Origin of the sequence: Gordonia metallireducens, from assembly GCF_021245825.1 — a bacterium.
Lineage (GTDB): Bacteria > Actinomycetota > Actinomycetes > Mycobacteriales > Mycobacteriaceae > Gordonia > Gordonia namibiensis.
In genome coordinates, this window is record NZ_JAJQJP010000041.1 from 1 (window position 1) to 26,285 (window position 26,285).

9 protein-coding genes are annotated in these 26,285 nt (G+C 69.0%); 7 read left to right on the top strand and 2 right to left on the bottom strand.

The window, feature by feature from the left end:
- Together LQD00_RS16415 and LQD00_RS16420 are read left to right on the top strand one after the other, a co-directional pair.
- Positions 1 to 281 (top strand): NAD-binding protein (locus LQD00_RS16415; RefSeq protein ID WP_232718219.1); only part of this gene is annotated, 281 nt, incomplete at its 5' end.
- A 130-nt stretch (positions 282 to 411) separates the two neighbouring features.
- Positions 412 to 1,284, top strand: coding sequence for a type IV toxin-antitoxin system AbiEi family antitoxin domain-containing protein (locus LQD00_RS16420; RefSeq protein WP_232718220.1), 873 nt, complete (start codon positions 412 to 414; stop codon positions 1,282 to 1,284).
- Between the two features lie 50 nt (positions 1,285 to 1,334).
- Here LQD00_RS16420 and LQD00_RS16425 read toward each other — a convergent pair whose 3' ends face one another.
- A complete protein-coding gene (locus tag LQD00_RS16425; protein WP_005201490.1) occupies positions 1,335 to 1,838 on the bottom strand; it encodes a MarR family transcriptional regulator in 504 nt (167 codons plus the stop codon).
- 882 nt (positions 1,839 to 2,720) lie between these two features.
- On the opposite strand from LQD00_RS16425, the gene LQD00_RS16430 reads away from it, so the two are divergent.
- Both LQD00_RS16430 and LQD00_RS16435 read left to right on the top strand, forming a co-directional pair.
- Positions 2,721 to 21,017 (top strand): amino acid adenylation domain-containing protein, encoded by an 18,297-nt coding sequence (locus tag LQD00_RS16430; protein ID WP_232718221.1) that lies wholly within the window; start codon positions 2,721 to 2,723, stop codon positions 21,015 to 21,017.
- A 101-nt stretch (positions 21,018 to 21,118) separates the two neighbouring features.
- The gene (locus LQD00_RS16435; protein WP_232718222.1) at positions 21,119 to 22,108 is read left to right on the top strand and encodes a hypothetical protein; all 990 of its coding nucleotides are present in this window, start codon (positions 21,119 to 21,121) and stop codon (positions 22,106 to 22,108) included.
- Positions 22,109 to 22,204: 96 nt separating this feature from the next.
- On the opposite strand, the gene LQD00_RS16440 is transcribed toward LQD00_RS16435, so the two are convergent.
- Positions 22,205 to 22,846: a TetR/AcrR family transcriptional regulator gene (locus tag LQD00_RS16440; RefSeq protein WP_232718223.1), complete on the bottom strand. Its 642-nt coding sequence runs from the start codon at positions 22,844 to 22,846 to the stop codon at positions 22,205 to 22,207.
- A 218-nt stretch (positions 22,847 to 23,064) separates the two neighbouring features.
- On the opposite strand from LQD00_RS16440, the gene LQD00_RS16445 reads away from it, so the two are divergent.
- The 3 genes from LQD00_RS16445 to LQD00_RS16455 all read left to right on the top strand — a co-directional run bounded on the left by LQD00_RS16445 (position 23,065) and on the right by LQD00_RS16455 (position 26,260).
- Positions 23,065 to 24,609, top strand: a complete 1,545-nt coding sequence (locus LQD00_RS16445) for an amino acid permease (RefSeq protein ID WP_232718224.1) — start codon at positions 23,065 to 23,067, stop codon at positions 24,607 to 24,609.
- A 106-nt stretch (positions 24,610 to 24,715) separates the two neighbouring features.
- The gene (locus LQD00_RS16450; RefSeq protein WP_232718225.1) at positions 24,716 to 25,564 is read left to right on the top strand and encodes an urea amidolyase associated protein UAAP1; all 849 of its coding nucleotides are present in this window, start codon (positions 24,716 to 24,718) and stop codon (positions 25,562 to 25,564) included.
- 27 nt (positions 25,565 to 25,591) lie between these two features.
- Positions 25,592 to 26,260 (top strand): urea amidolyase associated protein UAAP2, encoded by a 669-nt coding sequence (locus LQD00_RS16455; protein WP_232718226.1) that lies wholly within the window; start codon positions 25,592 to 25,594, stop codon positions 26,258 to 26,260.
- Positions 26,261 to 26,285: the final 25 nt, after the last annotated feature.

The window sequence follows — 26,285 nt, forward strand, 5'->3', positions numbered from 1 at the left end:
AGGCGCTCTACGACGTCGTCACCGGCGCCACCGGCAACTGCTGGGCCATCGAGACCAACTGCCCGGTCCCGGGCCCGGTCCCGACCTCGCCGGCGAACAACGACTTCAAGCCGGGGTTCGCCACCGCACTGATGAACAAGGACCTCGGCCTCGCGATGGACGCCGTCGCCAGCACCGGTTCCCGCGCCCCGCTCGGTTCCCACGCCGCACAGCTGTACCGCGGCTTCGCCGAGCAGCACGGAGACCTCGATTTCAGCGCGATCATCACCTCGCTGCATTAGGTCGCAGTACCTGCCGTACGGCTCCTGAGATCCCGTTGCGTTCTGTCCCGGTTTGCGGGACAGAACGCAACGGGATCTTTTTGCGTTCTGACGGATGGAACCTAGGTGCAGCGCGCTGCGTCGAACTTTCGTGGTCGATCTCAACGAGCTCATCATCCGACAGGACGGCGTGCTGACAACGTCGCAGGCGCAGGCCGCCGGGTTGAGCCGGTCCGCTGTCAGTCGACGCAGGGCCTCGGGGGAGTGGACCGCGGTCGCTCCTTCTGTCTACCTGGTGTCAGGGCACCTTCGTTCGGCACGGGCGCAGGCCCGGATCGCGGTGCTCTCGGTCGGAGAGGACGCGGTGCTCGGCGGCGTCGCGGCGTGCTGGTGGCACCGACTGCATCTCAAGGAGCCCGCCAAGCACCATGTGTTCACCGGACGTCACGGTCGGCATGCGAGATCCTCGGCGACCGCCGTCGTCCGGCACCGTGACCTCGCCGACGAAGACGTGACCGTGGTCGACGACCTCCGCATCACCACGCCCGCACTGTCCGTTCTGGACGCGGCAGGTGTTCTCGGCATCGGCGTCCTCGATTCAGCGCTGCTCTCCAAGGACCTGACGCTCGCGGACCTCCGGTCCGCACATGAGCGGTACCCAAACCGACGGGGAGCGGGGCCGGTGTCCCGGTATCTGGATCAACTCGAGGACGGAACGAGATCCGAGGCAGAACGGCGAACCGCACTGCTGTTTCGCGACGCGGACATCGACGGCTGGACGGCCAATGTCCCGGTGTGCGGGTACCTGCTCGACTTCGTGTTCCTCCGGTCCAGGCTCGCCGTCGAGATCGACGGCTTCGCCTTCCACCGCGACGCCGACACATTCCAGCGGGACCGGACCAAGCGCAATGCGCTCGTGGCCGACGGGTGGACAGTCCTGAACTTCACATGGGCGGACCTGACCGAACGGCCAGAGCACGTCGTCGAGGCGGTTCGGAGTGCTCTACTGCGAGCCGCGTCGTGACGACGTTGCGTTTTGTCCCGCTTTCCGCGACAAACCGCAACGGATCGGACTCAGAAGTCGCCGTTGTGCTTCCGCAGTGACTGGATGGCCCCGACGAGGCCGGCCATCTCGTCGTCGGTCATGCCGACGTCGGCGAAGACCTTCTCGTTGAGGGTCTTGGTGGCGTCTTCGACGGTGGAGCGGCCTAGGTCGGTGATCTCGACGAGGGTGGTGCGACCGTCGGTGGGGTGGGGGACGCGGCGGACGAGGCCGCCCTCCTCGAGGCGACGGATCGCGTGGGTGACGCTGGTGACGTGGACCTGGAGTCGGTCGCTCGCCTTGGTGATCGGGAGTGCGCCCTGGCGCGAGAACGCGAGCAGCCGGAGAAGTTCGAATCGGGAGAAGCTCAGATCGAAGGGGCGCAACGTGGCCTCGACGCGGGCCAGCAGGATCTGATGGGCACGCATCACCGAGGTCACCGCGACCATGCCGTCGGCGACGTCGCCCCACCCGGCCTCGGTCCAGTTGTCCCGTGCCTCGGCGATGGGATCGAAGTCCATGCTGCGCCCTGCCATGAACACACCCTAATCGGGTTGTCGCGTCACCGATCGACGGCGCGCCAGCCATCACCGCCCGCGGGTGATGCCGTCCGGACCGGTCCCGGCGGGGCAGGAGAAGGACGGTCCGCGGAACCGATCCGACGACGACGCGGGCGGAATCCGCGCCGGCGGAATCAACTCGACGCGCAGTGGTGCCCGTGACCAACGTCCCCTTCCGAGTGACAAAGGTCCCTACGAAAGTGACAAATGGCCTCCGCGGCAACGAAACAATGTGTTTGCCATCTCGAGAGGATCTCTTGATGCTTTGTCGTTTCCTGGAACGACAACCCCCGAATCGAGACCATCTGGGCCGTTCGGGAATGAAGGTGTAGCTCGAATCTCGAAAAGGTCACGGCGCCGTTAGCTGGATTCTCCATACCCATTAGCTACTCAATCTAATTAAATCGCGGTTTGGGTACTATGGGCGATTTGAGAGACTTATCCTGGTTCGTGAATGTACCGAAAAGTGTACCGGTGCATACAGATTCGGCACCATACCGGGGCGGATGTGAATCTGGATCCGAATCTGCTTCGGTAGCACGCGAGATGCAGAGATATTCGGGAAAAACACTCGGTCCGACGAATGTCATCCGATCGGACCAATTGCCGAATGTCATCATTCCGAGACCTTTCTCTCCGGGGTCGTACGACTGATCTAGCTTCTCGGAAATCGTTGTGGCGGAAAGTTTCGCGAGAGTACGGTCAGTTCTTGTCGGCGGGGCGACAACTATCCAGGGGGGCTGCATTGCCCATTCTCGCTTCAGGCGCGAGACGAGCAATTTGTGGTCTGACGATTCCGTCCGGGTTATGCCCCCAGGCCCGGTGGACGCAGTCGATGAGGACGCATGGGGAGGCCGCGTGACCATCTCAGAGAGAAATTTCGAGTCAACCTTCGACGACCAGTCGGGTTCTCGGTCACGGGTCGGCACGTTGCCGCTGTCCGCGGCGCAGCGGGGCATCTGGTTCGCGCAGCACGTGGCAGGTGACCTGCCGATCTCGGTGGCGCAGTATGTCGAGATCGAGGGCGACCTCGACACCGACGTGCTCGAGGACGCCGCACGGGCGACCGGAAGAGAGTTCGGTTCCGGATACCTGCGGCTGATCGAGGTCGACGGCGAGCCGCGGCAGTACGTCGACGAGGCGTACGGCGCCCCGGTGTACACCGTGGACCTGCGTGAGGATCCCGACCCGATCGGGACCGCGCATCGCCTGATGACCGAGGACTATTCGCGGCCGCTGGACCTTCTCGTCGACCACCTCATGACGAGCGTCGTCTATCGGGTCGGGACGAACCACTACCTCTGGTATCTGCGCGCCCACCACATCGCGCTCGACGGATTCGGTGCGGTCACGATGGTCCGGCGGATCACCGAGCGGTACAACGCCGGAATCCGCGGTGAAGAGCCACCACCCTGCAAGGCAAGCGATCTCGCCGACATCATCGAGCAGGACGCGTCCTACCCCGGGTCGACCCGCTACGAGAACGACCGGAAGTACTGGAGCGAACACCTCGAAGGCGCCCCTCCGGTGGTCAGTCTCGCCGGCCGGCTCGGCAAGCCCACGCTGCACCCGACGCTCGTGTCCACGCCGCTGCCGGAGGAGACCGCGCGTCTGCTCGACGACGCGTCGCACGACGGCGGTGTCACCCCGGTGATCGTCGCGGCCTTCGCCGTCTACCTCGCCCGGATGACCGGGAGCCCGGAAGTCCTCCTGAGCCTGCCGGTCTCGGGCCGGCACTCGGCAGTTCTGCGCCGCTCCGGCGGCATGGTGGCGAACGTCGTGCCGCTGCGCGTCCCGGTCGCGGGCCGCACGCTCGACGAGGTCGTCACCGCGGTGAAGGGTGAGCTGTTGAGTGCCCTCCGGCGGCAGCGCTACCGCCAGGAGGACATCTTCCGCGACATGGGGATCGCGCGCGACGAGGCGTCGTCGTTCGGTCCGGCCGTGAACCTGATGATGATCGACAGCGAGGTCGTGTTCGGCGACGTGGCGGGTCGCCTGCACGTGCTGACATCCGGCCCGACCTCCGACCTGTTCGTCAACATCTATCCCGGTGCGGGACACGACAGCACGCACATCGACTTCCAGGGCAACCCGAACGTCTACACGCCCGCCGAGCTCGCCGATCATCACCGTCGGTTCCTGATGTTCCTGCACGAGTTCCTGGTAGGCGGCTCGGACGATCAGGTGGGTCTGCTCGAGCTGCTCGACGAGGACGAGCGGAGGGCTCTCCTGCCCGTACACGGTTCGGAAGGTGTTGCGCCGCGACTTCTCCCGGACATCCTCGCCGACAGTGTGGCCCGTCATGGCGACCGCGTCGCGATCTCGTCGGCCGGTCGCCGGCTGACGTACCGGGAACTCGACGGCGTCTCGTCGCGGATGGCACGCCGCCTGATCGACATGGGCTGCGGGCCCGACACGTCGGTCGCGATTCTTCTCAGACGGTCCGCCGAGTCCGTCACCGCCGCGTGGGCGGTTGCGAAGTCTGGGGCTGCCATCGTCCAGCTGGACCCGGACTACCCACGCAAGCGTATCGAGCACATCGTCGCCGACAGCGGCGCCGACGTGGCGATCACAGCCGACGAGTTCACCGACCGACTCCCGGAGTCGATGCCCACGGTGCTCGTCGACGGCGAGGGCGGTCTCGGGGAGGGGGCCGCCCTCGCCCCGGACGAGGTGATCACCGACCGCGACCGCATCCGCCCGCTGCGTGCGGACAACGTCGCGTACATGACCTACACCTCGGGTTCGACCGGTGTCCCGAAGGGCGTCCAGGTCACGCACAACGGGCTCGCGAACCTCATCTCCGATCGGTCCGAGGTCTATGGTCTCGACTCGGGATCACGGGTGTCCTACGCCCTTTCACCGAGCTTCGATGCGTCGATGGAACAGCTGCTGACCTGCTTCGCGAACGGTTCCGCACTGATCGTCGTGCCGCCGGACGTGATCGGCGGGGAGCGGCTCACCCGATTGCTGGCCGACGAGGGTGTCACCCACCTGACGCTGACACCGGCGATGCTGGCGACCGTCGAGCCGGAAGCCCTGACCGACCTGCGGGCGGTCATGGTCGGCGGTGACAAGACCGCGCCGCGCATCGTCGAACGCTGGACGCGGTGTGCGCGGATGATCAACGAGTACGGACCCACCGAGGCGACAATCACCGCGGCCAGCGGTGTCATCGACCCCGCCGAGGACCTGACCGTCGGCCGGCCGGTACGCGGTGCGTCGATGATGATCCTCGACCGTGCACTGCAGCCGGTCCCGATCGGTACCGCGGGGGAGCTGTATCTGGCGGGGCCGGGTCTCGCACGCGGTTACGCGAACCTGTTCGGCCAGACCGCCGGCCGGTTCGTCGCCAACCCCCACGGTGAACCCGGTGAGCGGATGTACCGCACCGGCGATCTCGCGCGCTGGGTGGGGAAGCCCTCCGCACTGTCGCTGGAACTGCTGGGTCGCACCGACTTCCAGCTGAAGATCCGTGGCTACCGGATCGAGCCCGGCGAGATCGACGCGGCTCTCATCGGCCACCCCGACGTCGAGGCGTCGATCACGGTGCCGGTCCGCAACAACGCCGGCGCGACCGTTCTCGCCTCCTACGTGTCGCCGGTCCGCGACCATCGGATCGATGTGCCCGAGCTGGGCCGGTTCGCCCGCGAATCGCTTCCGCCGCACATGGTCCCGGCGGTGATCACCACGCTCGACGCGTTGCCGCTCAACGCGTTCGGCAAGGTCGACCGCAAGGCGTTGCCCGCTCCGGTCTTTGCGGCCGCCCGCACCGGACGGCCGCCGTCGACGCCCGCGGAATACCGGCTGGCACAGCTGTTCTCCGAGGTCCTCGGTGTCGACGAGGTCGGTGCCGACGACAGCTTCTTCGTTCTCGGCGGCGACAGCATCTCCTCGATCGAACTCGTGGGCCGGGCCAAGGCCGCCGGACTGGCGTTCTCGACCCAGGACGTGTTCGAGTGCAAGACCGTCGCGGCTCTCGCGGTCCGGGCGACCGAGGCGTCGACCGACGACACGCTGCACGAGCTCCCCGGCGCCGGCGTGGGTTCGTTCCCGCTGGCGCCGATCATGCACGCGATGCTCGAGCGGGGACACATCGACCGCTTCGCGCAGGCCGCGCTGATCGAACTCCCCGACGACCTCCGCCGCGCCGACCTCGTGCGCGCCCTGGGTGCGCTCGTCGACCGCCACGACATCCTGCGCGCGGTCCTGCGCGACGACCACGCGGGCGAGGGCTTCGTCGAGGTCCGGGAGCACGGTTCGGTCGACGTCGAGGAGACGCTGACCGAGGTGTGGCTCGAACGTCGCGACGCCGACGAGATCGACCAGCAACTGCAGGCGGCCGCCGATCTGCTGGACCCGCGCGCCGGGCTGCTCACGCGCTTCGTCTGGCTGCGGGACCGCAACGGCACGAAGCCGGATCTGCTGTGGCTGGTCATCCACCACCTCGCCGTCGACGGCGTGTCCTGGCGCATCCTGCTGAGCGACCTCGCGGTCGCCCACGGTCAGATCGCCGCCGGCGGTGACCCGCAGCTCAGCACGCCCACGACCTCCGTGCGCCGCTGGGTCCACGGCCTGGTCGAGCGGTCCTCCGGCCGTACCGCCGCCGAGCTCGACCTCTGGTCGAACACCCTCGCGGCCGGCGACCGTCCGCTCGGCGCACGCGCACTCGACCCCGACCGGGACATCACCGCCACGGCGGGACGCGTGCGCATGCGCATCCCCGCCGACGTCACCGAGACCATCGTCACGACGATCCCCGGCCGGTTCCACGGCAGCCCCAACGACCCGCTGCTGGCGGCCCTGGGACTCGCGCTCGCCCGTTGGCGGTCGCTGCACGGCGAGGCTCCGGGCGGCGAACTGATCGCGCTCGAAGGACACGGCCGCGAGGAGTCGGCCGTCCCCGGCGCCGATCTGACCGCCACGGTCGGCTGGTTCACCTCTCGGTTCCCCGTCCGGTTGGACGTCGACGACATCGACCTCGACGACGCCTTCGCCGGCGGGGCGGCGGCCGGTACGGCGATCAAGCGGGTCAAGGAGTTCCTGCGCGCGGTGCCCGACAACGGCATCGGCTACGGCATGGTCCGGCACCTGGACCCGGTCGGCTGCAATGAACTCCAGAACCGTCCCGAACCGCAGATCAGCTTCAACTACCTGGGCCGCGCGGGTACCCGCGACGTCTTCGGACCGTGGACGCCGTCGCGTGAGTTCGACGCGCTGGCGGGCACCGCCGATCCGTGGATGGCCCTCCCGGCCGTCCTGGACATCAACGCGATCGCCGAGCCGGGCCCGGACGGACTCGAACTCGACGCGGTGTGGGAGTTCGCCTCGCTGGTGCTCGACAGCGGCGAGGTCGAAGAACTGTCGCAGCTGTGGGTGCAGGCCCTCGAGGCGCTCGCCCGCCATGCCCGGGCCGACGACGCCGGCGGGTACACCCCGTCGGACTTCCCGCTCGTGCAGACCACGCAGGACGAGATCGACGGTTGGCTGCGCGATCACCCGTCGATGGTCGACGTCTGGCCGCTGACGGCACTGCAGGCCGGACTCCTGTTCCACGCCACCTACGACGGCATCGACACCAACGCCGCGGGCGGTGTCAGCGGCGCCGACGGCTACGTCGTGCAGGCCGAACTGACCCTCGGCGGATCGCTGCGAGCGGAGCGGATGCGGCGCGCCGCACAGGCGCTCATCGACCGTCACGACAGCCTGCGGGTCGCGTTCGTGGAGACCGCGGCCGGTCCGCGTCAGCTCTTGCTGCGTGACGTGGCCGTCGACTGGACGGACTCCGACCTGACCGGCATCGCCGATCCCGAGGAGCGGCACCGCGAGTTGCGCCGGCTGATCACCGAGTCGGCGACCCCCTTCGACCTGACGCGGCCGCCGCTGATGCGGTTCCACCTCATCCGCGTCGACGACGACGAGTTCATGCTCCTGCTGACCAACCACCACATCGTGCTCGACGGCTGGTCGATGCCGCTGGTCGTCCAGGAGCTGCTGGCGCTCTACATCACCGACTCGACGGACGGCGCCGCGGCCGGGCTGCCCACACCGCGGTCCTTCCGGGACTACCTGCAGTGGCTGGATTCCCAGGACCACGACGCGACGGTCGAGGCCTGGGAGGAGATGCTGGCCGACATCGAGAGCCCGACCCGGCTCACCGGCAACCCGGAGCGGGTCGCCACCGCCGAGGTCGCACAGGTCGACCTCGATCTCGACGCCGCGACCACCGACGCGGTCCTCGGACTCGGTCGCGCCCACGGCGTCACCCCCAACACCGCCATCCAGGTGGCCTGGGCGCTGCTGCTCTCCACCATGACCGGCCGGTCGGACGTGGTGTTCGGCAACACGGTCTCCGATCGCCCGGCGCACATCGCGGGGATCGAGCGGATGATCGGTCTGTTCATCAACACCCTGCCGGTGCGGGTCCGGCTCGATCCCGACGAGACCGTCACCGAGCTGCTCACGCGGGCACAGGCGGAGCAGGCCGCCATGCTCGACCACCGCAACATCGGTCTCGCCGAACTCCAGCGGGCCGCGAGGATGGCCGACATCTTCGACACCGCAACGGTTCTGGAGTCCTATCCCATCGACGCCGAGGGTGTGGCGGGTGCGCTCGCGGATGCCGGGCTGCAGTGGAAGGGCATCGTCGCCCACGATGCGACGCCGTATCCGGTCAGCCTTCAGGTCACGCCGCCGCGGCCCTCGCGGGCCGGAAGCGAGCCGGGACACTACGAGCTGATCCTGAAGTACGCCTCCGATCGTCTCGACGCCCAGTCCGCCGGACTGCTGCTCGAGCGCTTCGCGATGCTGCTGGGTCAGATCGCGGCGGACCCGGGCCGGAAGGTCGCGACGGTCGCCCCGTGCTGGGACACCGAATGGGCGGAACTGGCTCGCGTCGAGGGTCCGCCGGCCATGACACCGCGGACGCTCCGGGGCATCCTGTCCGACACCGCACGCCGGTATCCGGACGCCCCCGCCGTGCGGTCGGGCGGGGACACCCTGACCTTCCGTGAGCTCGACGAACGGGCCGATCGTGTCGCCGGCGAACTCGTCCGTCGTGGCGCCGGCCCCGAGCGCTTCGTCGCGCTGGCCGTCCCGCGGTCGGTCGAACTCATCGTCGCGATGTGGGCGATCGCGAAGTCGGGTGCGGCATTCGTCGCCCTCGATCCGGGCAACCCCGCCTACCGGCTGGCCGAGCTGCTGGCCGACTCGCGGTGCGCGCTCGGGGTGACGGTCGAGGAGGTCACGAAGAACCTGCCGGATTCCGTCGACTGGCTCGTCCTCGACGCCGCCGGCCGGTCGGATGACGAAGGGGCGACGGCGGACCGGCCGACGACCCCGGTGGAGGCCGACAGCAGTGCGTACCTGATCTTCACCTCCGGGTCGACCGGACGGCCGAAGGCGGTCCACATCGCCCATCGGGGGCTGCGAGACCGGGTCACCGCACTGGCCGAGTACTTCGGTGTGCAGTCGGGTTCGGCAGTCCTGCAGGTGGCCTCCCCGGGCTTCGACGCCTGTGTCTCCGAGGTCCTGCTCGCCCATGGCAACGGGGCCTGCCTCGTGGTCGCCCCCCAGGATGTCTACGGTGGCGTCGACCTCGAGGAACTGGTTCGCGCGGAACAGGTTTCGCACGCGATCATCACGCCGACCGCGCTCAACACGATGGACCCCGCACGGGTGCCGTCGCTGGCGACGATCGCGGTGGTCGGCGAGGCCACCGGCGCGGACATCGTGAACCGCTGGGCACCCGGCCGCCGGTTGATGAACCACTACGGACCCACCGAGACCACCATCTGGGGCACCGCAGCCGACGACCTTCAGCCCGGGGAGCCGGTGACCATCGGCGAACCGGTCCGCGGAGTGTCCGCGGTGGTGCTCGACGCGTGGCTGCGTCCGGTCCCGGTCGGCGTGGCCGGCGAACTCTACCTGGGCGGACCGGGTCTGGCCCGCGGGTACTTCGACCGGCCCGGCCTCACCGCCTCCCGGTTCGTCGCCGACCCGCGGTCGGCGAGCGGCGAACGCATCTACCGCACCGGTGATCAGGTGCGATGGATTCGCGGACGCGACGGACTCGAACTGGACTACCTGGGACGCAACGACCAGCAGGTCAAGATCCACGGTCTGCGGATCGAGACCGGGGACATCGACGCCCATCTCGCACGGCACGACGCCGTGGCCCAGGCCGTCACCCTGGTCCAGCCGGGGCCGACCGGTCAGCCGGTCATCGTGTCCTACGTCGTCGGCACGCCGGGGGAGCAGCTCGACGTCTCCGCGCTACGCGCCGATCTCGCGGAATCGCTGCCGCGCTATATGGTTCCGACCGCCATTCTCGAGCTGCCGGCGATGCCGGTGACCCGCACCGGCAAGGTCGACCGGAAGGCTCTCCCCGCGTGGGACTTCCGCGCCGAGAGTGCCGGCGGTCGCGCGCCCTCGACACCCACCGAGGAGCTCATCGCGCAACTGTTCGCCGAGTCCCTGAACCTCGAGACGGTGACCGCCGATGACAACTTCTTCGCCCTCGGCGGCGACTCCATCGTCTCGATGCAACTGGTGGCCCTGGCCAAGGCGGCCGGACTGAACATCACCGGTCGTCAGGTCTTCGAGGCGAAGACGGTCGCCGCGCTGGCAGCTCTCGTGGATCCGGACGGCGCCGGGCACGACGACGTTGTCCGGCCGGGCGCTGCGGTCGAGTCCCGTCTCGACGATCACGAGGTGCTCTCCGCCGACGACTTCGCCGACGTGTGCGACTCCGATGCGGAGAACCTCCGTCATCGATACCCGGAGCTGACCGAGATCTGGCCGCTGTCGCCGACGCAGTCCGGCATCCACTTCCACTCCACGCTCGACCCCGACACGGCGGACAACTACACCGTGCAGTCGACGATCCGGTTGTCCGGACATCTCGACGGGGCACGGCTGCGTCGTGCCGCGCAGGCGCTGGTCGATCGGCACGACATCCTGCGTGCAGGTTTCGTCGAGACCTCTCGTGGCCCGCGCCAGGTCGTGGTCGGCCACGCCGAGGTCGCCTTCCGCGAGATCGACCTGTCCGACCGGGACGCCGACCGCGCCCGGGAGGACGCCGAGCGCATCGCGGTCCAGGACGCGGAGGCAGGCTTCGACCTCAGCATCCCGTCGCTCATCCGGTTCACCCTCATCCGCCTCGCCGCCGAGGCGTTCGAACTGCACATCACCAACCACCACGTCATCCTCGACGGCTGGTCGATGCCGCTGCTCATCGGCGAACTCCTCGAGTTCTACGGCGAACCGGAGCGGATCGAGCACGCCGGGTCCGCACCGTCGTACCGCGACTACCTGCGCTGGCTGGCGCAGCAGGACCAGGAGGCGTCCCTCGCCGCATGGACACGGGCCTACGCCGACGTCGACGGGGCCACCCGCGTCAGCCGGCGTGATCCGGCGATGTCGGGCGACCTGGCCGGTGAGGTCGGTGCAGAGCTACCGGCCCAGGAGTACTTGCGGTTGCGTTCCGTCGCAGCTGATTCCGCGGTCACCGTCGGCACCGCGGTGTCGACGGCATGGGCACTCGTCCTGCGCGTGCTGACCGGCGAGACCGACGTGATCCTCGGCTCGGCCGTCGCCGGGCGACCGCCGGAGCTGCCGGGTGTCGAGCGCGCCCTCGGGATGTTCCTGAACACCGTCCCGGTCCGGGTCCGCCTCGATCCCACGGCGTCACTGCGCGACCTGCTGATCGGTGCGCAGGACAGCAACGCCGAACTGCTCGACCATCACTACGTGGGCCTCCCGGCCATCCACCGGGCGGTGGGTCTGTCGGAGATGTTCGACACCGCGCTGGCCTTCCAGTCCTTCCCGCTGCGCGAGTCGACCCTCCAGGAGCTCGTGTCCTCGGCGGGACTCCGCGTCGACGGGATCACCGGCGTCGATGCCACGCCGTATCCGCTGAGTCTCGTCGTCGCACCGAAGAACGATGTCGGAGACGGAGAACCGGGGCTGTCGATCACGTTGCGCTTCCGCCGCGGCGACTTCGACCCCACCCGGGCACGGGAGATCCTCGACCTCTTCGTCGAGTGCCTGGCCCGGATCGCCGACGACCCGGACACCCGGGTGGGCGTGCTCGCGCACGGCGGCGGCGAACTGGATCTGCCCGCGTCACCGCGGACCCTCCGGCCCGCGACGCTGCCCGACATCCTCGCCGCTTCCGTTGCCCGCCACCCGAACGCCATCGCGGTGACGTGCGGCGCGTCGGTGTCGTACCGCTGGCTCGACGAGCGGTCGAACCGAATGGCCAGACTTCTCCTGCGCCGGGGAGTCGGATCACAAGATGTGGTCGCCTGTGTGTTGCCGAGATCGCTCGACGCGGTCGTCGCCATCTGGGCGGTGGCCAAGACGGGCGCGGCATTCCTGCCGGTGGACCCGACCCTGCCTGCTGAACGGATCGGATACCTGCTCTCCGATGCCGATGTCAGGCTGGGTCTCACGCACGCCGGGACCGCTACCCTGGACGGTCCCGGCGTGCCCCCCGGCATCGAGTGGCTCGAACTCGACGACGAACGGCACCCGTGCCTGCTCGACGCCGAATCGGACGCACCGATCACCGACGCCGAGCGCGGTGGTCCGATCCGGATCGGTCAGACGGCCTACGTCATCTACACGTCCGGTTCGACCGGCATGCCCAAGGGCGTGATCGTGAGCCATCGCGGCCTCGCGCGTCTCGTCGAGGCGCAGCACCGCGTCCTCTTCGCCGACGACACCGCGAGCGTTCTCCAGGTGGCCTCGCCGAGCTTCGACGCCTCGGTGTTCGAGCTGCTCATGGCCCATGGTGCCGGCGGCCGCCTGGTGGTCTCACCACCCGACGTCTACGGCGGTCCCGAACTGGCCGAACTGATCCGACGCGAACACGTGACGCACGCGGTGGTGACCCCGTCGGCACTGTCGACCGTGCCGGAGGCGGATCTCGACACGCTGCGCGTGCTCGCTCCCGCCGGTGAGGCCGTCGGCCCGGAGCTGGTCGCGCGGTGGGCGCCGGGACGCAAGATGATCAACATCTACGGCCCCACCGAGATCACCGTCTGGGCCACCGCGAGCGAACCGCTCGATCCGCACGGCCCGGTGACCATCGGCCGCACGATCGGACCGGTCGCCGGAGTCGTGCTCGACACGTGGATGCGCCCGGTGCCCCAGGGCGTCGTCGGCGAGCTCTACCTCTTCGGGCCCGGACTGGCCGACGGCTACGTCGGGAAGCCGACGACGACCGCGGCCCGGTTCGTCGCGTGCCCGTTCGGCGACGCCGGTGAGCGGATGTACCGCACCGGCGACCTGGTCCGGCGGGCCGCCGACAATCAACTGGAGTATCTGGGACGCAACGACTTCCAGGTCAAGATCCGCGGCACCCGCATCGAGATCGGGGAGATCGACGCGGCCCTCGGTGGCCGGTCCGACATCGCCTACGCGGTCACCATCGCCCGCAGCGACAACGGGATGCCGCAGATGCTGGTGTCCTATGTGGTGGCCGCGCCGGGCGAGGAACTGTCCGGCAACGAACTGCGGGATTTCCTCTCGCAGAGCCTGCCCGCATACATGGTCCCGGCCGCGGTCGTCGTCCTCGACGAGGTCCCGCGGACCCCGACCGGCAAGCTGGACCGGGGCCGGTTGCCCGAACCGGTGTTCGCGGCAACGGAATTCCGCGCACCGTCGACCCCCGCGGAGTCCGCGGTGGCCACCGCCTTCGAAGAGGTCCTGGAGATCGACCGGGTCGGCGCCGACGACGACTTCTTCGCCCTCGGTGGCGATTCGCTGAGTGCTTCGGTGGTGGCGGCGCGGGTCGGTTCGGCGCTGGGAGTGCGTGTCCCGGTCCGTGCCCTGTTCGAGGCGCCCACCGTCTCAGCCCTGGCCGGCCTCGCCGGATCGCTGCAGGAAGGGCAACGCGCACCGCTCGTCGCCGGCCCTCGACCGGAGCGGATTCCGCTGTCGCTCGCACAGCAGCGCATGTGGTTCCTCAACCGCATGGAGCCGGAGTCGCCCGCCTACAACATCCCGGTCCTGCTGAAGCTGACCGGACGCCTCGACATCGCGGCACTCGAGGACGCGCTCGCCGACGTGATCGGCCGGCACGAGGTGTTGCGGACGATCTACCCCGACGACGCCGGTGAACCGCATCAGGTGGTGCTGGACCACGTCGCGGCCGCCGTCGAGGTGCGGTACGTGCCCGAGAGCGCGGTCGAAGAGGTGGTGACCGAGTTCGTCCGACGCGGTTTCGACGTGACCACCAGGGTGCCGATTCGCGTTGGCCTGCTGCGCATCGACGAGCCCGGCAAGCCGGCCGGCGGCCGGTTGGACCAGGCCGGAGAATTCCTGCTGGTCCTCGTCGTCCATCACATCGCGGGGGACGGGCAGTCCATGGCGCCGCTGGCCCGCGATGTCATGATCGCCTACGCAGCCCGGCTGGAAGGACAGGAACCCGCCTGGGAACCGCTCGAGGTCCAGTACGCCGACTACGCACTGTGGCAGCGTCGGGTCCTCGGCGAGCCCGACGATCCGCAGTCCCTCATGCACGCCCAGCTGGACTACTGGCGGTCGACGCTGGCAGAGATCCCGGATGTCCTGGATCTGCCCACCGACCGTCCGCGCCCCGCGGTCGCGAGCCTGTCCGGCGGCCACGTCCCGGTGGAGATCGACGCGCAGCTGCACGACCGCCTCATGGAACTCGCACGCTCGCGGAACGCATCGTTGTTCATGGTCCTGCACGCCGCGCTCGCAACGCTTCTCGGCCGCCTCAGCGGTGGCGACGACATCGTCATCGGTACCCCGGTCGCCGGCCGCGGTGAGCCCGGACTCGAACCGCTGGTCGGGATGTTCGTGAACACCCTCGCCCTGCGCACGCCGCTCGACCGTGAGCGGTCCTTCGTCGATCTGCTGGGTCAGGTCAGGGACACCGACCTGCACGCCTACGAACACGGCGACGTCCCGTTCGAGCGCATCGTCGAAGAGCTGAATCCGCAGCGCTCGACGGCACACCATCCGCTGTTCCAGGTGGCGCTGGCCTTCCAGAACCTCTCGAAGACCGACGTCGTGCTGCCCGAGGTGACCGTGTCCCGGGCGCAGGCCGACACCGGTGTCTGCCAGTTCGACCTGCAGCTCGTCGTCGCCGACTCGTACGGCGCAAACGGTACTGCCCAGGGCATCTCGGGCGCGATGATGTTCGCGAACGACCTGTTCGACCCGGCCACAGTCCAGGGCTTCGTCAAGCGACTGTGCCGGATGTTGGAGGCGATCGTCGACGATCCGGAGACCCCGGTCGGCGAGATCGATTGGCTCGACGCCGCCGAACGTACCGACCTGCTGTCGCGCGTCGGTCGTCGGCGTCTCGTCGCCGAGGGACCGTCGCCGGTGCTCCTGCCGGAGGTCTTCGCCGCTGCAGTCCGCCGCAACCCGCGCGGATCTGCGGTGATCGCCGGCGGCGTCGAGCTGACCTACTCCGAACTCGACCGTCGTTCGAATCGTCTGGCACGCCATCTCATTCGACTGGGCGCGGCGCCGGAGCGGCCGGTGGCCGTCGCGGTCGAGAGGTCCCTGGACTCCGTGATCGCCTGGTGGGCCGTGGTCAAGTCGGGTGCCGCCTACGTTCCGGTCGACCCGCACTACCCGACCGCCCGCATCGACCAGATGGTCACCGATTCCGGCGCGTCGCTGGGCATCACGACGCTCGGCGCCCGAGCCGGGCTGCCCGGGACCATCGACTGGGTCGTCGTCGACGATCCCGCCGACGCCGAACGCATCGACGCGCTCGACGACGCCGAGATCGGGCAGGCCGAACGCATCCGGCCGGTACGTGCGGAGAACACGGCCTGGGTGGTCTTCACCTCGGGATCGACCGGCGTGCCCAAGGGCGTCGCGGTCAGCCACGCCGGTGTCGCCGACTACCTGTCCTCGCTGTTCGTCGATCCCGAGAGCGGTCCCATCTCCCGGGTCCTGCACTTCGCGTCGCCGTCCTTCGACGCCTCCCTGCTCGAGATCCTGTTGTCGATCAGTTCGTCCTCGGCGCTCGTGGTGGCGCCCACCGACGTCCGCGGCGGCAACGAGCTCGGCGACTTCCTCCGCGATCAGCGCGTCACCCACGCGTTCGTGACCCCCGCCGCGCTGGCGTCGGTCGATCCCGAGGGCCTCGACGACCTGCGCGAGGTCATGTCCGGCGGTGACGAGGTGCCGACCGATCTGATCACCCGCTGGGTGGGCGACGACCCGGCCCGGGCCCGCCGATTCCGGGTGCTGTATGGCCCCACCGAGACCACGATCGTCGCGACCGCGACCGAACCGCTGGACGCGGGGGAGCGGTCGACCATCGGCACGCCGCTGGCCGGGATGCAGGCGCTGGTCCTGGACCCGTGGATGCAGCCCGTGCCGGTCGGCGTGGCCGGTGAGCTGTACCTGGCCGGTCCGGCGCTGGCCCGGGGGTACCTGAACCGCCCCGGTGTCTCCGCGTCGCGGTACGTGGCCCATCCCTTCGGCGAGCCCGGCGAGCGGATGTACCGTACCGGCGACGTCGTCCGCTGGAATGCGGCTGGATCGTTGGAGTTCCTGGGACGCAATGACTTCCAAGTGAAGATCCACGGATTCCGGGTTGAGCTCGGCGAGATCGACTCGGCGCTGGGTGATCATCCCGGGGTGTCGTTCGCGGTCACGGTGCCGCGGCGCGACAGCGGGGTGGGCATGCGCCTGGTCTCCTATGTGGTGCCGGCTCCCGGCGAGGTCGTCTCGGGCGAGAAGCTGCGGGCCCTGCTCCTGGACTCGCTGCCGCCCTACATGGTCCCGGCGGCGGTCATGGTCCTCGATGAGATCCCGCTGACGCCGAGCGGCAAGCTCGACCGCAAGGCCCTTCCCGCGCCGCTCATCACGACCCGTCGCTTCCGCGCCCCGGCGTCCCCGGTGGAGGAGATCGTGGCCGGTGTGTTCGCCGACGTTCTCGGGATCGAGGGCGGCGTCGGTGCTGACGACGACTTCTTCGACCTCGGCGGCAACAGCCTCGCCGCCACCCGTGTCGTCTCGAGGATCGGCGCAGCGTTGGGCACCAACGTCCCGGTGTCGATGATCTTCGAGGCGTCGACCGTGTCGAAGCTGGCGGCCCGAGCCGAATCCCACACGGCCATCGGCCGGATCCCGCTCGGATCGCTGGACCGTCCGGAGCGCATCCCGCTCTCGTACGCGCAGCAGCGGATGTGGTTCCTCAGCCGGATCGAGCCCGACTCGCCCGCCTACAGCATCCCGATCGTCGTCCGGCTGTCCGGGCACCTCGACGTCGATGCTCTGCAGGCGGCGATCGGCGACGTCGTCGACCGCCACGAGATCCTGCGCACGGTGTACCCGTACATCGATGCCGAACCGACGCAGGTGATCCTGCCGCCGGCCGCCGACCGCGTCCCGGTGGTCGTCACCTCGGTGCCCGAATCGGAGATGCCGCGGGCGATGTCGCAGCTGCTGGCCCAGCCCTTCGACGTGACGTCGGAGGTCCCGGTACGGATCAGGCTGTTCTCGCTCGGCGACGACGAGTGGGTGCTCGCGGTGGTCATCCACCACATCGGTGCCGACGGTTCGTCGTTGACGCCGCTCGCCCGGGACCTGATGAACGCGTACGCGGCCCGCACCAACGGTGGCGAACCCGGCTGGGAACCGCTGCCGGTGCAGTACGCGGACTACGCGATCTGGCAGCGGGTGGTCCTCGGTGCCACCGACGACCCCGACTCGCTGCTCCGCGCGCAGATCGACTACTGGACAAAGCAACTGGCCGACGCGCCTGCTCTGCTGGAACTGCCTGCCGACCGCCCGCGGCCGCCGGCACAGTCCTACACCGGCGGCAACGTCCCGCTGACCGTGGACGCCGACCTGCACGCGGCGCTGCAGCAGGTCGCGCGTGCCCACAACACGACGCTGTTCATGGTCTTCCATGCGGCGCTGGCCGCACTGCTGGCGCGGCTCGCGGCCACCGACGACGTGGCGATCGGCACCCCGTACGCCGGACGCGGCGAACGCGAACTCGATGATCTGATCGGCATGTTCGTCAACACGCTGGTCCTCCGCACGCGGTTGCGCCAGGACATGACGTTGCGCGAACTGATCGACGACGTGCGGGACACCGATCTGGCGGCCTTCGGGCACGCGGACGTCCCGTTCGAGCGACTCGTGCAGGAGCTCAACCCGGTCCGGTCCGACGCCTACAACCCGTTGTTCCAGGTGATGCTGGCGTTCCAGAACATCTCCTCGGCAGACATCGAACTGCCGGAGCTGTCGGTGTCCGCCGTCGAACCCGACACCGGGATGTCGTTGTTCGACCTGCAGGTCACGGTGTCGGACACCTACGACGCGAGCGGCGCGCCGGCCGGACTCCGCGGCGGGATCACCTTCGCGACCGACCTGTTCGACGCGTCGACGGTTGTCGGTTTCGGTGAACGCCTGGTGCGGATGCTCAGCGCGCTCGCGCAGGACCCGGCACGCCTGGTCCACGAGGTCGACCTGCTCGACGACGACGAACGCGATGCGGTCCTGGTGCGGTGCAACGAGACCGCTCACGCCATCGACCCCACCGCCACGCTGGCGTCGCTCTTCGCGGACTCGGCAACCCGATTCGCCGACAGTCCCGCGATCACGGCAGGCGACGTCACCCTCACCTACGGTGAATTCGCCGGTCGCGTCAACCGGTTGGCGAGGTGGCTCGTCTCCCGCGGGGTCGGTCCGGATTCGCTGGTGGCGCTGCGGATGCGGCGTTCGCTGGATCAGGTCACCGCGATGTACGCGGTGCACGCCGCCGGCGGCGCCTACGTGCCGGTCGACCCCGATCACCCGGCCGAGCGGATCGACTACATGCTCGAGTGCGCCGATCCGGTGGTGGTCCTCGCCTCGCTCGACGGTGTCGATCTCGACGCCTTCGACGACGCGCCGCTGTCCGACGCGGACCGGCTCGGTCCGCTGACCCCGGCGAACCTCGCCTACGTGCTGTTCACCTCCGGGTCCACCGGCAGGCCGAAGGGTGTTGCGGTGTCGCATCGTTCGGTGGTGAACCAGGTGCTCTGGATCAGCGACGAATACGACCTGAACGTCGCGGACGTCGTCCTCCAGAAGACCCCCGCCACCTTCGACGTCTCGGTGTGGGAGCTCTTTGCCACCCTCGTGGTGGGAGCACGACTGGTGATCGCACGGTCGGACGGGCACACCGACCCCGACTACCTCGCCGACACGATCGCCCGTGAGCGCGTGACCATCACCTCGTTCGTGCCGTCGATGCTCGCGGTGTTCGCCGACTCCGCGAGAACCGTTGCGCTGGACTCGCTGCGGGCGCTGCTGGTGGCGGGCGAGGCGTTCGGTCCGGACGTGGTGGCCGCGGCGCGGCGGATGCTGCCGGGAGTGGAACTGCACAACCTCTACGGCCCGACGGAGTTCACGGTGCACGCCACGGCGTACGCCGCCCGTCCCGACGACACCGGTGCCGTGCCGATGGGCAAGCCGGTGTGGAACGCCCGGGCCTACGTCCTCGATTCGAGGTTGCAGCCCGTGCCCATGGGGGTGACCGGCGACCTGTACCTGTCGGGAACGCAGGTGGCCCGCGGCTACCACGGCCGGCCGGGCTTGACCGCGGAACGGTTCGTGGCCGACCCGTTCGCACCGGGGGAGCGGATGTACCGCACCGGCGACCTCGTGCGTCGACGCCCGACCGGTGACCTCGAGTATTTGGGCCGCAGCGACTTCCAGGTCAAGCTGCGCGGTCTGCGCATCGAGCTCGGCGAGATCGAGGCGGTGTTCGCCGAACACCCGAAGGTCGCCCGCGCGGTCGCCACGGTCACCTCGACCGAGACCGTCGAGTTCCTCGCGGTGTACCTCGTGCCGGCAAACGGCGACGCCGAATCGCTCGACACCGAGGAGGTCACGGCCTTCGCGTCGACGGAGCTGCCGGGCTACATGATGCCGACCGCGGTACTCGTGCTGGAGACGGTCCCGTTGACCGCGTCGGGCAAGCTCGACCGCAAGCGACTGCCCGAGCCGACGCTGAACACCGCGGAGTTCCGCGAACCGTCGACGTGGCTGGAAGGTGAGATCGTCCGCACCTTCGAACACGTCCTGGGCGTGCAGCGGGTGGGAGTCGACGACGACTTCTACGAGCTCGGCGGCAACTCGCTGAGGTCGGTGCAGGTGGTCAACGACCTGAAGAGCGAACTGCACATGGACATCCCGGTCCGGTGGATGCTCTCCGCCTCGAGCCCGGCCGATCTGGCCCGGCGGATCGAGGACTGGATGGGCAACGGCGAAGGCGCCGACGCGTCGATGGAGTTCGATGCGCTGCCGCCGCTCGGGTTCGACGTCCTGCTGCCCATCCGACCGGGTGGGGAGAAGCCGCCGCTGTTCTGCGTCCATCCCGCATCCGGCCTCTCGTGGGCCTACCACACCCTCGGCCGGCACCTCGCGTCCGGACGGCCGGTGTACGGTCTGCAGGCACCGCAGATCGGTGGCGAGAAGGACGGTCCCACAACGGTGTCCGGCCTCGCCCGTCGCTACTTCGACGAGATCCGGACGGTGCAACAGCACGGGCCGTACCACCTGATGGGGTGGTCGCTGGGCGGCACCATCGCGCACGCCGTGGCCGCCGAGATGCGGGCCGCCGGCGAAGAGGTCGCGCTGCTCGCGATGCTCGACACCGAGGCCGACGCCGTCGACACCGACGCGATCCAGACGATCACGGCCGGTGAACTGATCAGCAACCTCGGCCCGGTTCTCGGCATCGACTTCGTCAGTGCCGACGCGACCGCGGAAGAGGCGGCCGAACAGATCGCCGAGCGTCTCGGGAGCGGCCTCGGCATCGACGCCGAGTCCATCGAGAACCTCACCGAGACATACAACATGCTGCTCCGGGCACTGGGTGACTGGCAGCCACCGGCCGTCGACGTCGACCTGCGGTACTTCACCGCGGTTCGCGATCGGCGCGCTGATGCGGTCGGTCACGACGGGTGGGCGCCCTACGTCCGCGGCGACATCTCGAATGTCGACGTCGACGTGCACCACCTCGGGATGACCGAGAACGAGGCGATCATCCGGATCGCCGGGATTCTCGACGAATACATGACTCGCGCAAACGGTCACGAAGCCGGCCGTTCCGGGTCTAGCGTTTTCAACAATGGGAGATTCACCATCCAGAAATGAGGTAGTCCATGAGCAGGTCAAGGACTTCGACCGAGCTACGCCGAACGCGCTTCCAGGGCTTGCGTGTTCGACGCCCAGCGGTCGCGATGTTGGGGTGTGCGATGGCCGCGTCGTTCGCGGTGACCGTGCCCGCCCACGCCGCCACCCCGGCGGCCGGTCCGCCGACACCGGGGATCGCGACGGTGGGTATCCCCACCATGGCGCTCCCGTCCGGAGCGCTGCCGGATCTCCGTCCGGTGTCCCAGGTGGTGGTGTCCACTTCGGTTGGGACCAAACAGGAATCGGTGGTGACGTCGACCTGGCCGCGGGTCACCACGGGTGAGAGGACGGTTCTCCCGACGCCACTGGGCCCCGCCCATCGCGTCGCCGATCAGACCGCGGCGGCCGGTGACGTGGTGCGGATCGGGAACCTCGAACTGCGTCGCCCGCGCGCAGTGTCTCCGCAACTCGCCTCGGACATCAGCGCGGGGTCCGGTGAACTCGTCGCGGGCATCTCCGATGTCCTTCGGAGCAACGGGGTCTCGACCGCACGTGCGGACAAGGTCGCCGAACAGATGGTCGGCGACGCCGCGGTCGGTGGCGTGATCGGTGCCGGGGTCGCGGCTCCGCTGGCCCTCGCCGTCGGCGGTGTGGTCGGTGGTGGGCTCGGGCTCCTCCTCACGCTGCCGCTCTGGCCGACCGGTCTGGTGTTCGGACCGCTGATCGGAACAGCCGTGGTCGCGACCCTGGTGGCACTCCCGGCCGTCGCGGCCGGTGTCGCCATCGGCGCGGCGCACGGTTACGACAAGGGGTGGAAGGTGCCGCTCAACCGCAAGCCGGCCAAGCGGCCCCAGCCGACGGCGGCCTCGCTCGATCGGGCCCCGGCCCAGGTGGCCCCGCCGCTGCCGGTGTCCGCCCTGAAGCAGCTGACGCCGGTGCCCGCCGTCAAGCAGCAACAGCTGGCCCCGGCGCCCGCGGTGAAGCGCGTGACGCCGACACCCGCGGTGAAGCAGGTCGCGCCGTCGGCGCCTGCCCGTCGTGACGCGGTGCCGTGCACGTGGGCTCGGATGGCCGAGGTCGCATTACAGGGAGGTGGCATCGGCAGCTGCTGAGTCACTTCCGAAAGGATCGGCCCTGGCGCAGTCGCGGACTGCGTCAGGGCCGCTTTCTGTGCCGGCCGCTTCGTTTGCAGCCGCTTTCCTGCCTGACTAGGGCTGATGCTCGATCAGCATCCGGATCGCGCCGACGATCGTGTCGACGAGACCTTCGGCGGTGTTGCCGCCGAGTTCGCCGCGCTGCTCGTCGGCGCGCATCATGATGACCGACTCCACGAGCCGGAACGGCAGCAGACAGCGTTTGTCGGCGGGATCCCCGAGGGCCGCTGCCGTCAGTGCCGCGTACCCGGCCGCGAGTTCCTGTCGTGCGGTGCGGAAATCGACGAAGCGCGATTCCCCGACCTCGGGCAACAGGTAGAGCGCCCCGAGATTCCAGCGCGCGCGTGCGAGCTGTTCCACGTCGTAGCGGGCGAGGGTGAGCAGTCGCCCGAGCGCAGGCCCGTCGGCATCGAGCAGGGCGCGGGCCTGCTCCACCGAGCCGACGACCGTGGTCTCCAGGAGATGCGCGAGGATGTCGTCCTTGGTGCCGAAGTAGTGGTACATCGAGGCCTGCCTGATGCCCACCGCCTCGGCGATCATCCGGGTCGACGTCCCGGTGTAACCGTGACGGGTGAAGAGCTCGGCCGCGGCGTCGAGGATCTCGTCCCGGGCGGTCTCGCCACGGCGTCTCGACGGGACCAGACGCGGGCGTCCGGGGCCGCCGGATTGGGAGGCCGTGCGCGTGCCGGTCGTCATGATTCCTCCTGCTGTGGTGGATGTTCTCGACATAGTTGACCATGCCCTGGAACCCTCGGATGACGGTGCGATCCCGCGACCTGGGCCGATTAACGCAGTCGTTACCCACGTTTTCGCGGACGGAACAAAACTGTCAACCGAAAGAAATGTGCGTTCGCTTATCTATCACCTGACAGATACGCGCTCAACGAGGAGCTCCTCGACAGAAAGAACGCATCATGACCACAACCCCGGAAAAGACCGTCGCGCAACCGGTCACCACGCCGGCCGGCGACCACGACGCCGATGACCTCTCCGAGTTCGGTTACGACCAGCAGCTGCACCGGTCGCTCGGCAAGTTCGCCTCCTTTGCGGCCGGCTTCTCCTTCGTCTCGATCCTGACCACGGTCTTCCAGTTCTTCGGCCTGGGTTTCGGGTTCGGCGGCCCGGCCTTCTTCTGGACGTGGCCGATCGTCTACGCGGGCCAGTTCCTGGTGGCCCTGTGCTTCGCCGAAATCGCTGCGCGCTACCCGATCTCGGGCGCGATCTACCAGTGGTCGCGCCGCATGGGCGGTGAGGTCATCGGCTGGTTCGGCGGCTGGTTCATGATGATCGCGCAGGTCGTTACCGCCGCCGCGGCGGCCATCGCCCTCCAGGTGGTGCTGCCGTCGGTGTGGATGGGCTTCCAGCTAGTCGGCGACGATCCCACGCTCACCAGCACCAGCGGCGCGTCGAACGCGGTGCTGCTCGGTTCGATCCTGCTGGTGATCGTCACCGCCATCAACTGCGTCGGTGTCACCTGGATGAGCCGCGTCAACAGCATCGGCGTGGTCTGCGAACTCGTCGGCGTGGTCGCGGTGATCCTGGCGCTGTTCACCCACGCTCAGCGCGGTCCGGGCGTCGTCTTCGACACCGGCGCCCCCGGTCAGCAGCCCGGTTACATCTGGGCGTTCATCGTCTCGGGCCTGATGGCCGCCTACGTGATGGTCGGATTCGGTTCGGCCGGCGAGCTCGCGGAGGAGACCCGCGACCCGCGTCGCGTCGCACCGCGCACGATCCGCATGGCACTGACGGTCTCGGCCATCGGCGGCGGCCTGATGCTGCTGGGCGCACTCATGGCCGCTCCGACGCTCAGCGAGGAACTCGCCATCGGGGGCCTGCCCTACGTGCTCGACTCGGTGCTCGGCAGCTTCTGGGGCAAGGTCCTGCTCTGCGACGTCGCGGTCGCGATCTTCATCTGCACCCTCGCCATCCAGACCGCATGCTCCCGCCTCATGTTCTCGATGGCCCGCGACGGCCGGCTGCCGTTCTCGAAGCAACTGGCACACGTCAACTCGCGGACGGGCACCCCGATCGCCCCGTCGATCCTCATCGGCGTGCTCTGCATCGGCGTCCTGGTGGTCAACGTAGGCAACTCCGCGATCTTCGCGACGCTCGCCAGCGTGTGCATCATCCTGATCTACCTGGCCTACCTCGCCGTCACCGGTCCGATGCTCTACCGCCGGTTCCATGGCTGGCCGCACCAGGGCGGTGTCGACGCGGGCGGCCGGAAACTGTTCGGCCTCGGCCGTTTCGGGATCGTGGTGAATCTCCTCGCCGTGCTCTACGGCGCGCTGATGGTCGTCAACCTCGCCTGGCCGCGTGCCGAGGTCTTCGACCCGGCCGGTGACATGCCGGTCCTGCGCTGGGCCGGGCCGATCGTCATCGCGGTCACCGTCATCGCCGGCATCGCGTGCTTCCCGCGCGGCAAGGAACATCCGAAGCCCGTCGAACTCGCTGCCTGAGCCCGTTGCTGCCTGAGGTGAGAGGAGTGAAAGCGACGAGCCTCGAAGGCCTGGCGACTCGCGATCACACCCGCAACCACAACCACATTCTGAGGAGACATCCGACATGACCATCACCGCCACCGGCACCGGCACCACCGCGGGAGCCCGTGAACACGCCCGGTCGCAGGCCGGTCGCATCACCGACAGCATGCCCGTCGTCCCGGCGTCGAACTGGCCGAACCCGCCGGCCGACGTCGACCCCGCCGGCCTCACCTGGGCCGAGACCGTGCCCGGTGGGCGGTACACGAGCAAGGTCCTGGCCCGTGGCACACGGCTGCGCCTGCACGACGTCGCCGGGTCGGCCTGCGCGCACCTCCTGCTGTGGCGTGCCGACGCACCGTGGGAGCGGCTGAATGTCGCCGACACCGTGAAGGTTCCGTGGCAGGCCTACCTCGGCACCGGGCACCCGCTGCTGAGTGACCAGGGCCGCGTCCTCGCGACGATCGTCGCCGACGGTTCCGGACACCATGACGCTCTCTGCGGCACCACGACCCTCGCCGCCAACACCGCGAAGTACGGGGACGGACACGTTCATTCGGCCAGCCCGGCAGGACGCGAGATGTTCACCCTCGCCGCGGCGAAGCACGGCCTGACCCCGACCGACGTCGCCCCGTCGGTGTCGTTCTTCCACGGGGTGAAGGTCGAGGACGACGGCTCGTTGCACTCCACCGGTTCCGCGGGCGCCGGCACGTCGGTCGACCTGATCCTGCACCTGCCGTGCGTCGTGGCGATCGCGAACACCGCACATCCCGTCGATCCGTCGCCGACCTTCGACACCACCTCGCTCGAGGTGCTCGCGTGGAAGGCCCGGCCTGATCTCGACTCCCTGCTCGCCGGTGTCGCGGACAGCGATCCCGAATACCAGCGTGCCGTCGCCAACTCCGAAGACGCCTGGGCCGCAGCTCGTTTCTGAGCGTCCCGACCCGAGAGGAACACACTCATGACCACCACCATCGATCTCGCCACCGCCCCTGCCGCGGACCTGGCCCTCGTGTCCGGCGCCGTCGTCCACGACGGCCTGGTCGGCGAACGCGGACCCTGGTCGGGGATCGTCGCCGCCGGCGACGTGCTCACCATCGTCGACCTGTACGGGAACCAGGCCGTCGACACGCTCTTCTACGGTGCGGCCGACCACGCCAAGCGCTATTCGGCGCAGGCCACGATCGCTGCGCAGGGCAACATCTTCCTGACCACCGGCACCGTCATCCGCGACCAGGAGGGCGAACCGCTGATGACGATCGTCGCCGACGAGGTCGGCAACCACGACACCGTGGGCGGCGCCTGCTCGCAGGAATCCAACACGCTCCGCTACGGCCACCACACCAAGCATCAGCACGCATGCGTCGAGAACTTCCTGATCGAGGGCAGTCGGCACGGACTCGGCAAGGCCGATCTGGTCGGCAACGTCAACTTCTTCATGAACGTGCCGGTCGATCCCGACGGCTCCCTCGGCATCGTCGACGGTCTGTCGGCCCCCGGCAAACGCCTCGCCCTGCGGGCCGACGCCGACACCCTGGTGCTGATCTCCAACTGCCCGCAGATCAACAATCCCTGCAACGGATTCGATCCGACCGCGGTCCGCGTGATCGTGACCCGACCCGCGGCCTAGGACCGTCGCGCCGACACCCTTACTG

Bases quoted from the DNA above. Each gene is read 5' to 3' on its own strand.
- LQD00_RS16425 (WP_005201490.1), bottom strand. From the start codon at position 1,838: ATGGCAGGGCGCAGCATGGACTTCGATCCCATCGCCGAGGCACGGGAC.
- LQD00_RS16435 (WP_232718222.1), top strand. From the start codon at position 21,119: ATGGCCGCGTCGTTCGCGGTGACCGTGCCCGCCCACGCCGCCACCCCG.
- LQD00_RS16440 (WP_232718223.1), bottom strand. From the start codon at position 22,846: ATGACGACCGGCACGCGCACGGCCTCCCAATCCGGCGGCCCCGGACGC.
- LQD00_RS16445 (WP_232718224.1), top strand. From the start codon at position 23,065: ATGACCACAACCCCGGAAAAGACCGTCGCGCAACCGGTCACCACGCCG.
- LQD00_RS16450 (WP_232718225.1), top strand. From the start codon at position 24,716: ATGACCATCACCGCCACCGGCACCGGCACCACCGCGGGAGCCCGTGAA.
- LQD00_RS16455 (WP_232718226.1), top strand. From the start codon at position 25,592: ATGACCACCACCATCGATCTCGCCACCGCCCCTGCCGCGGACCTGGCC.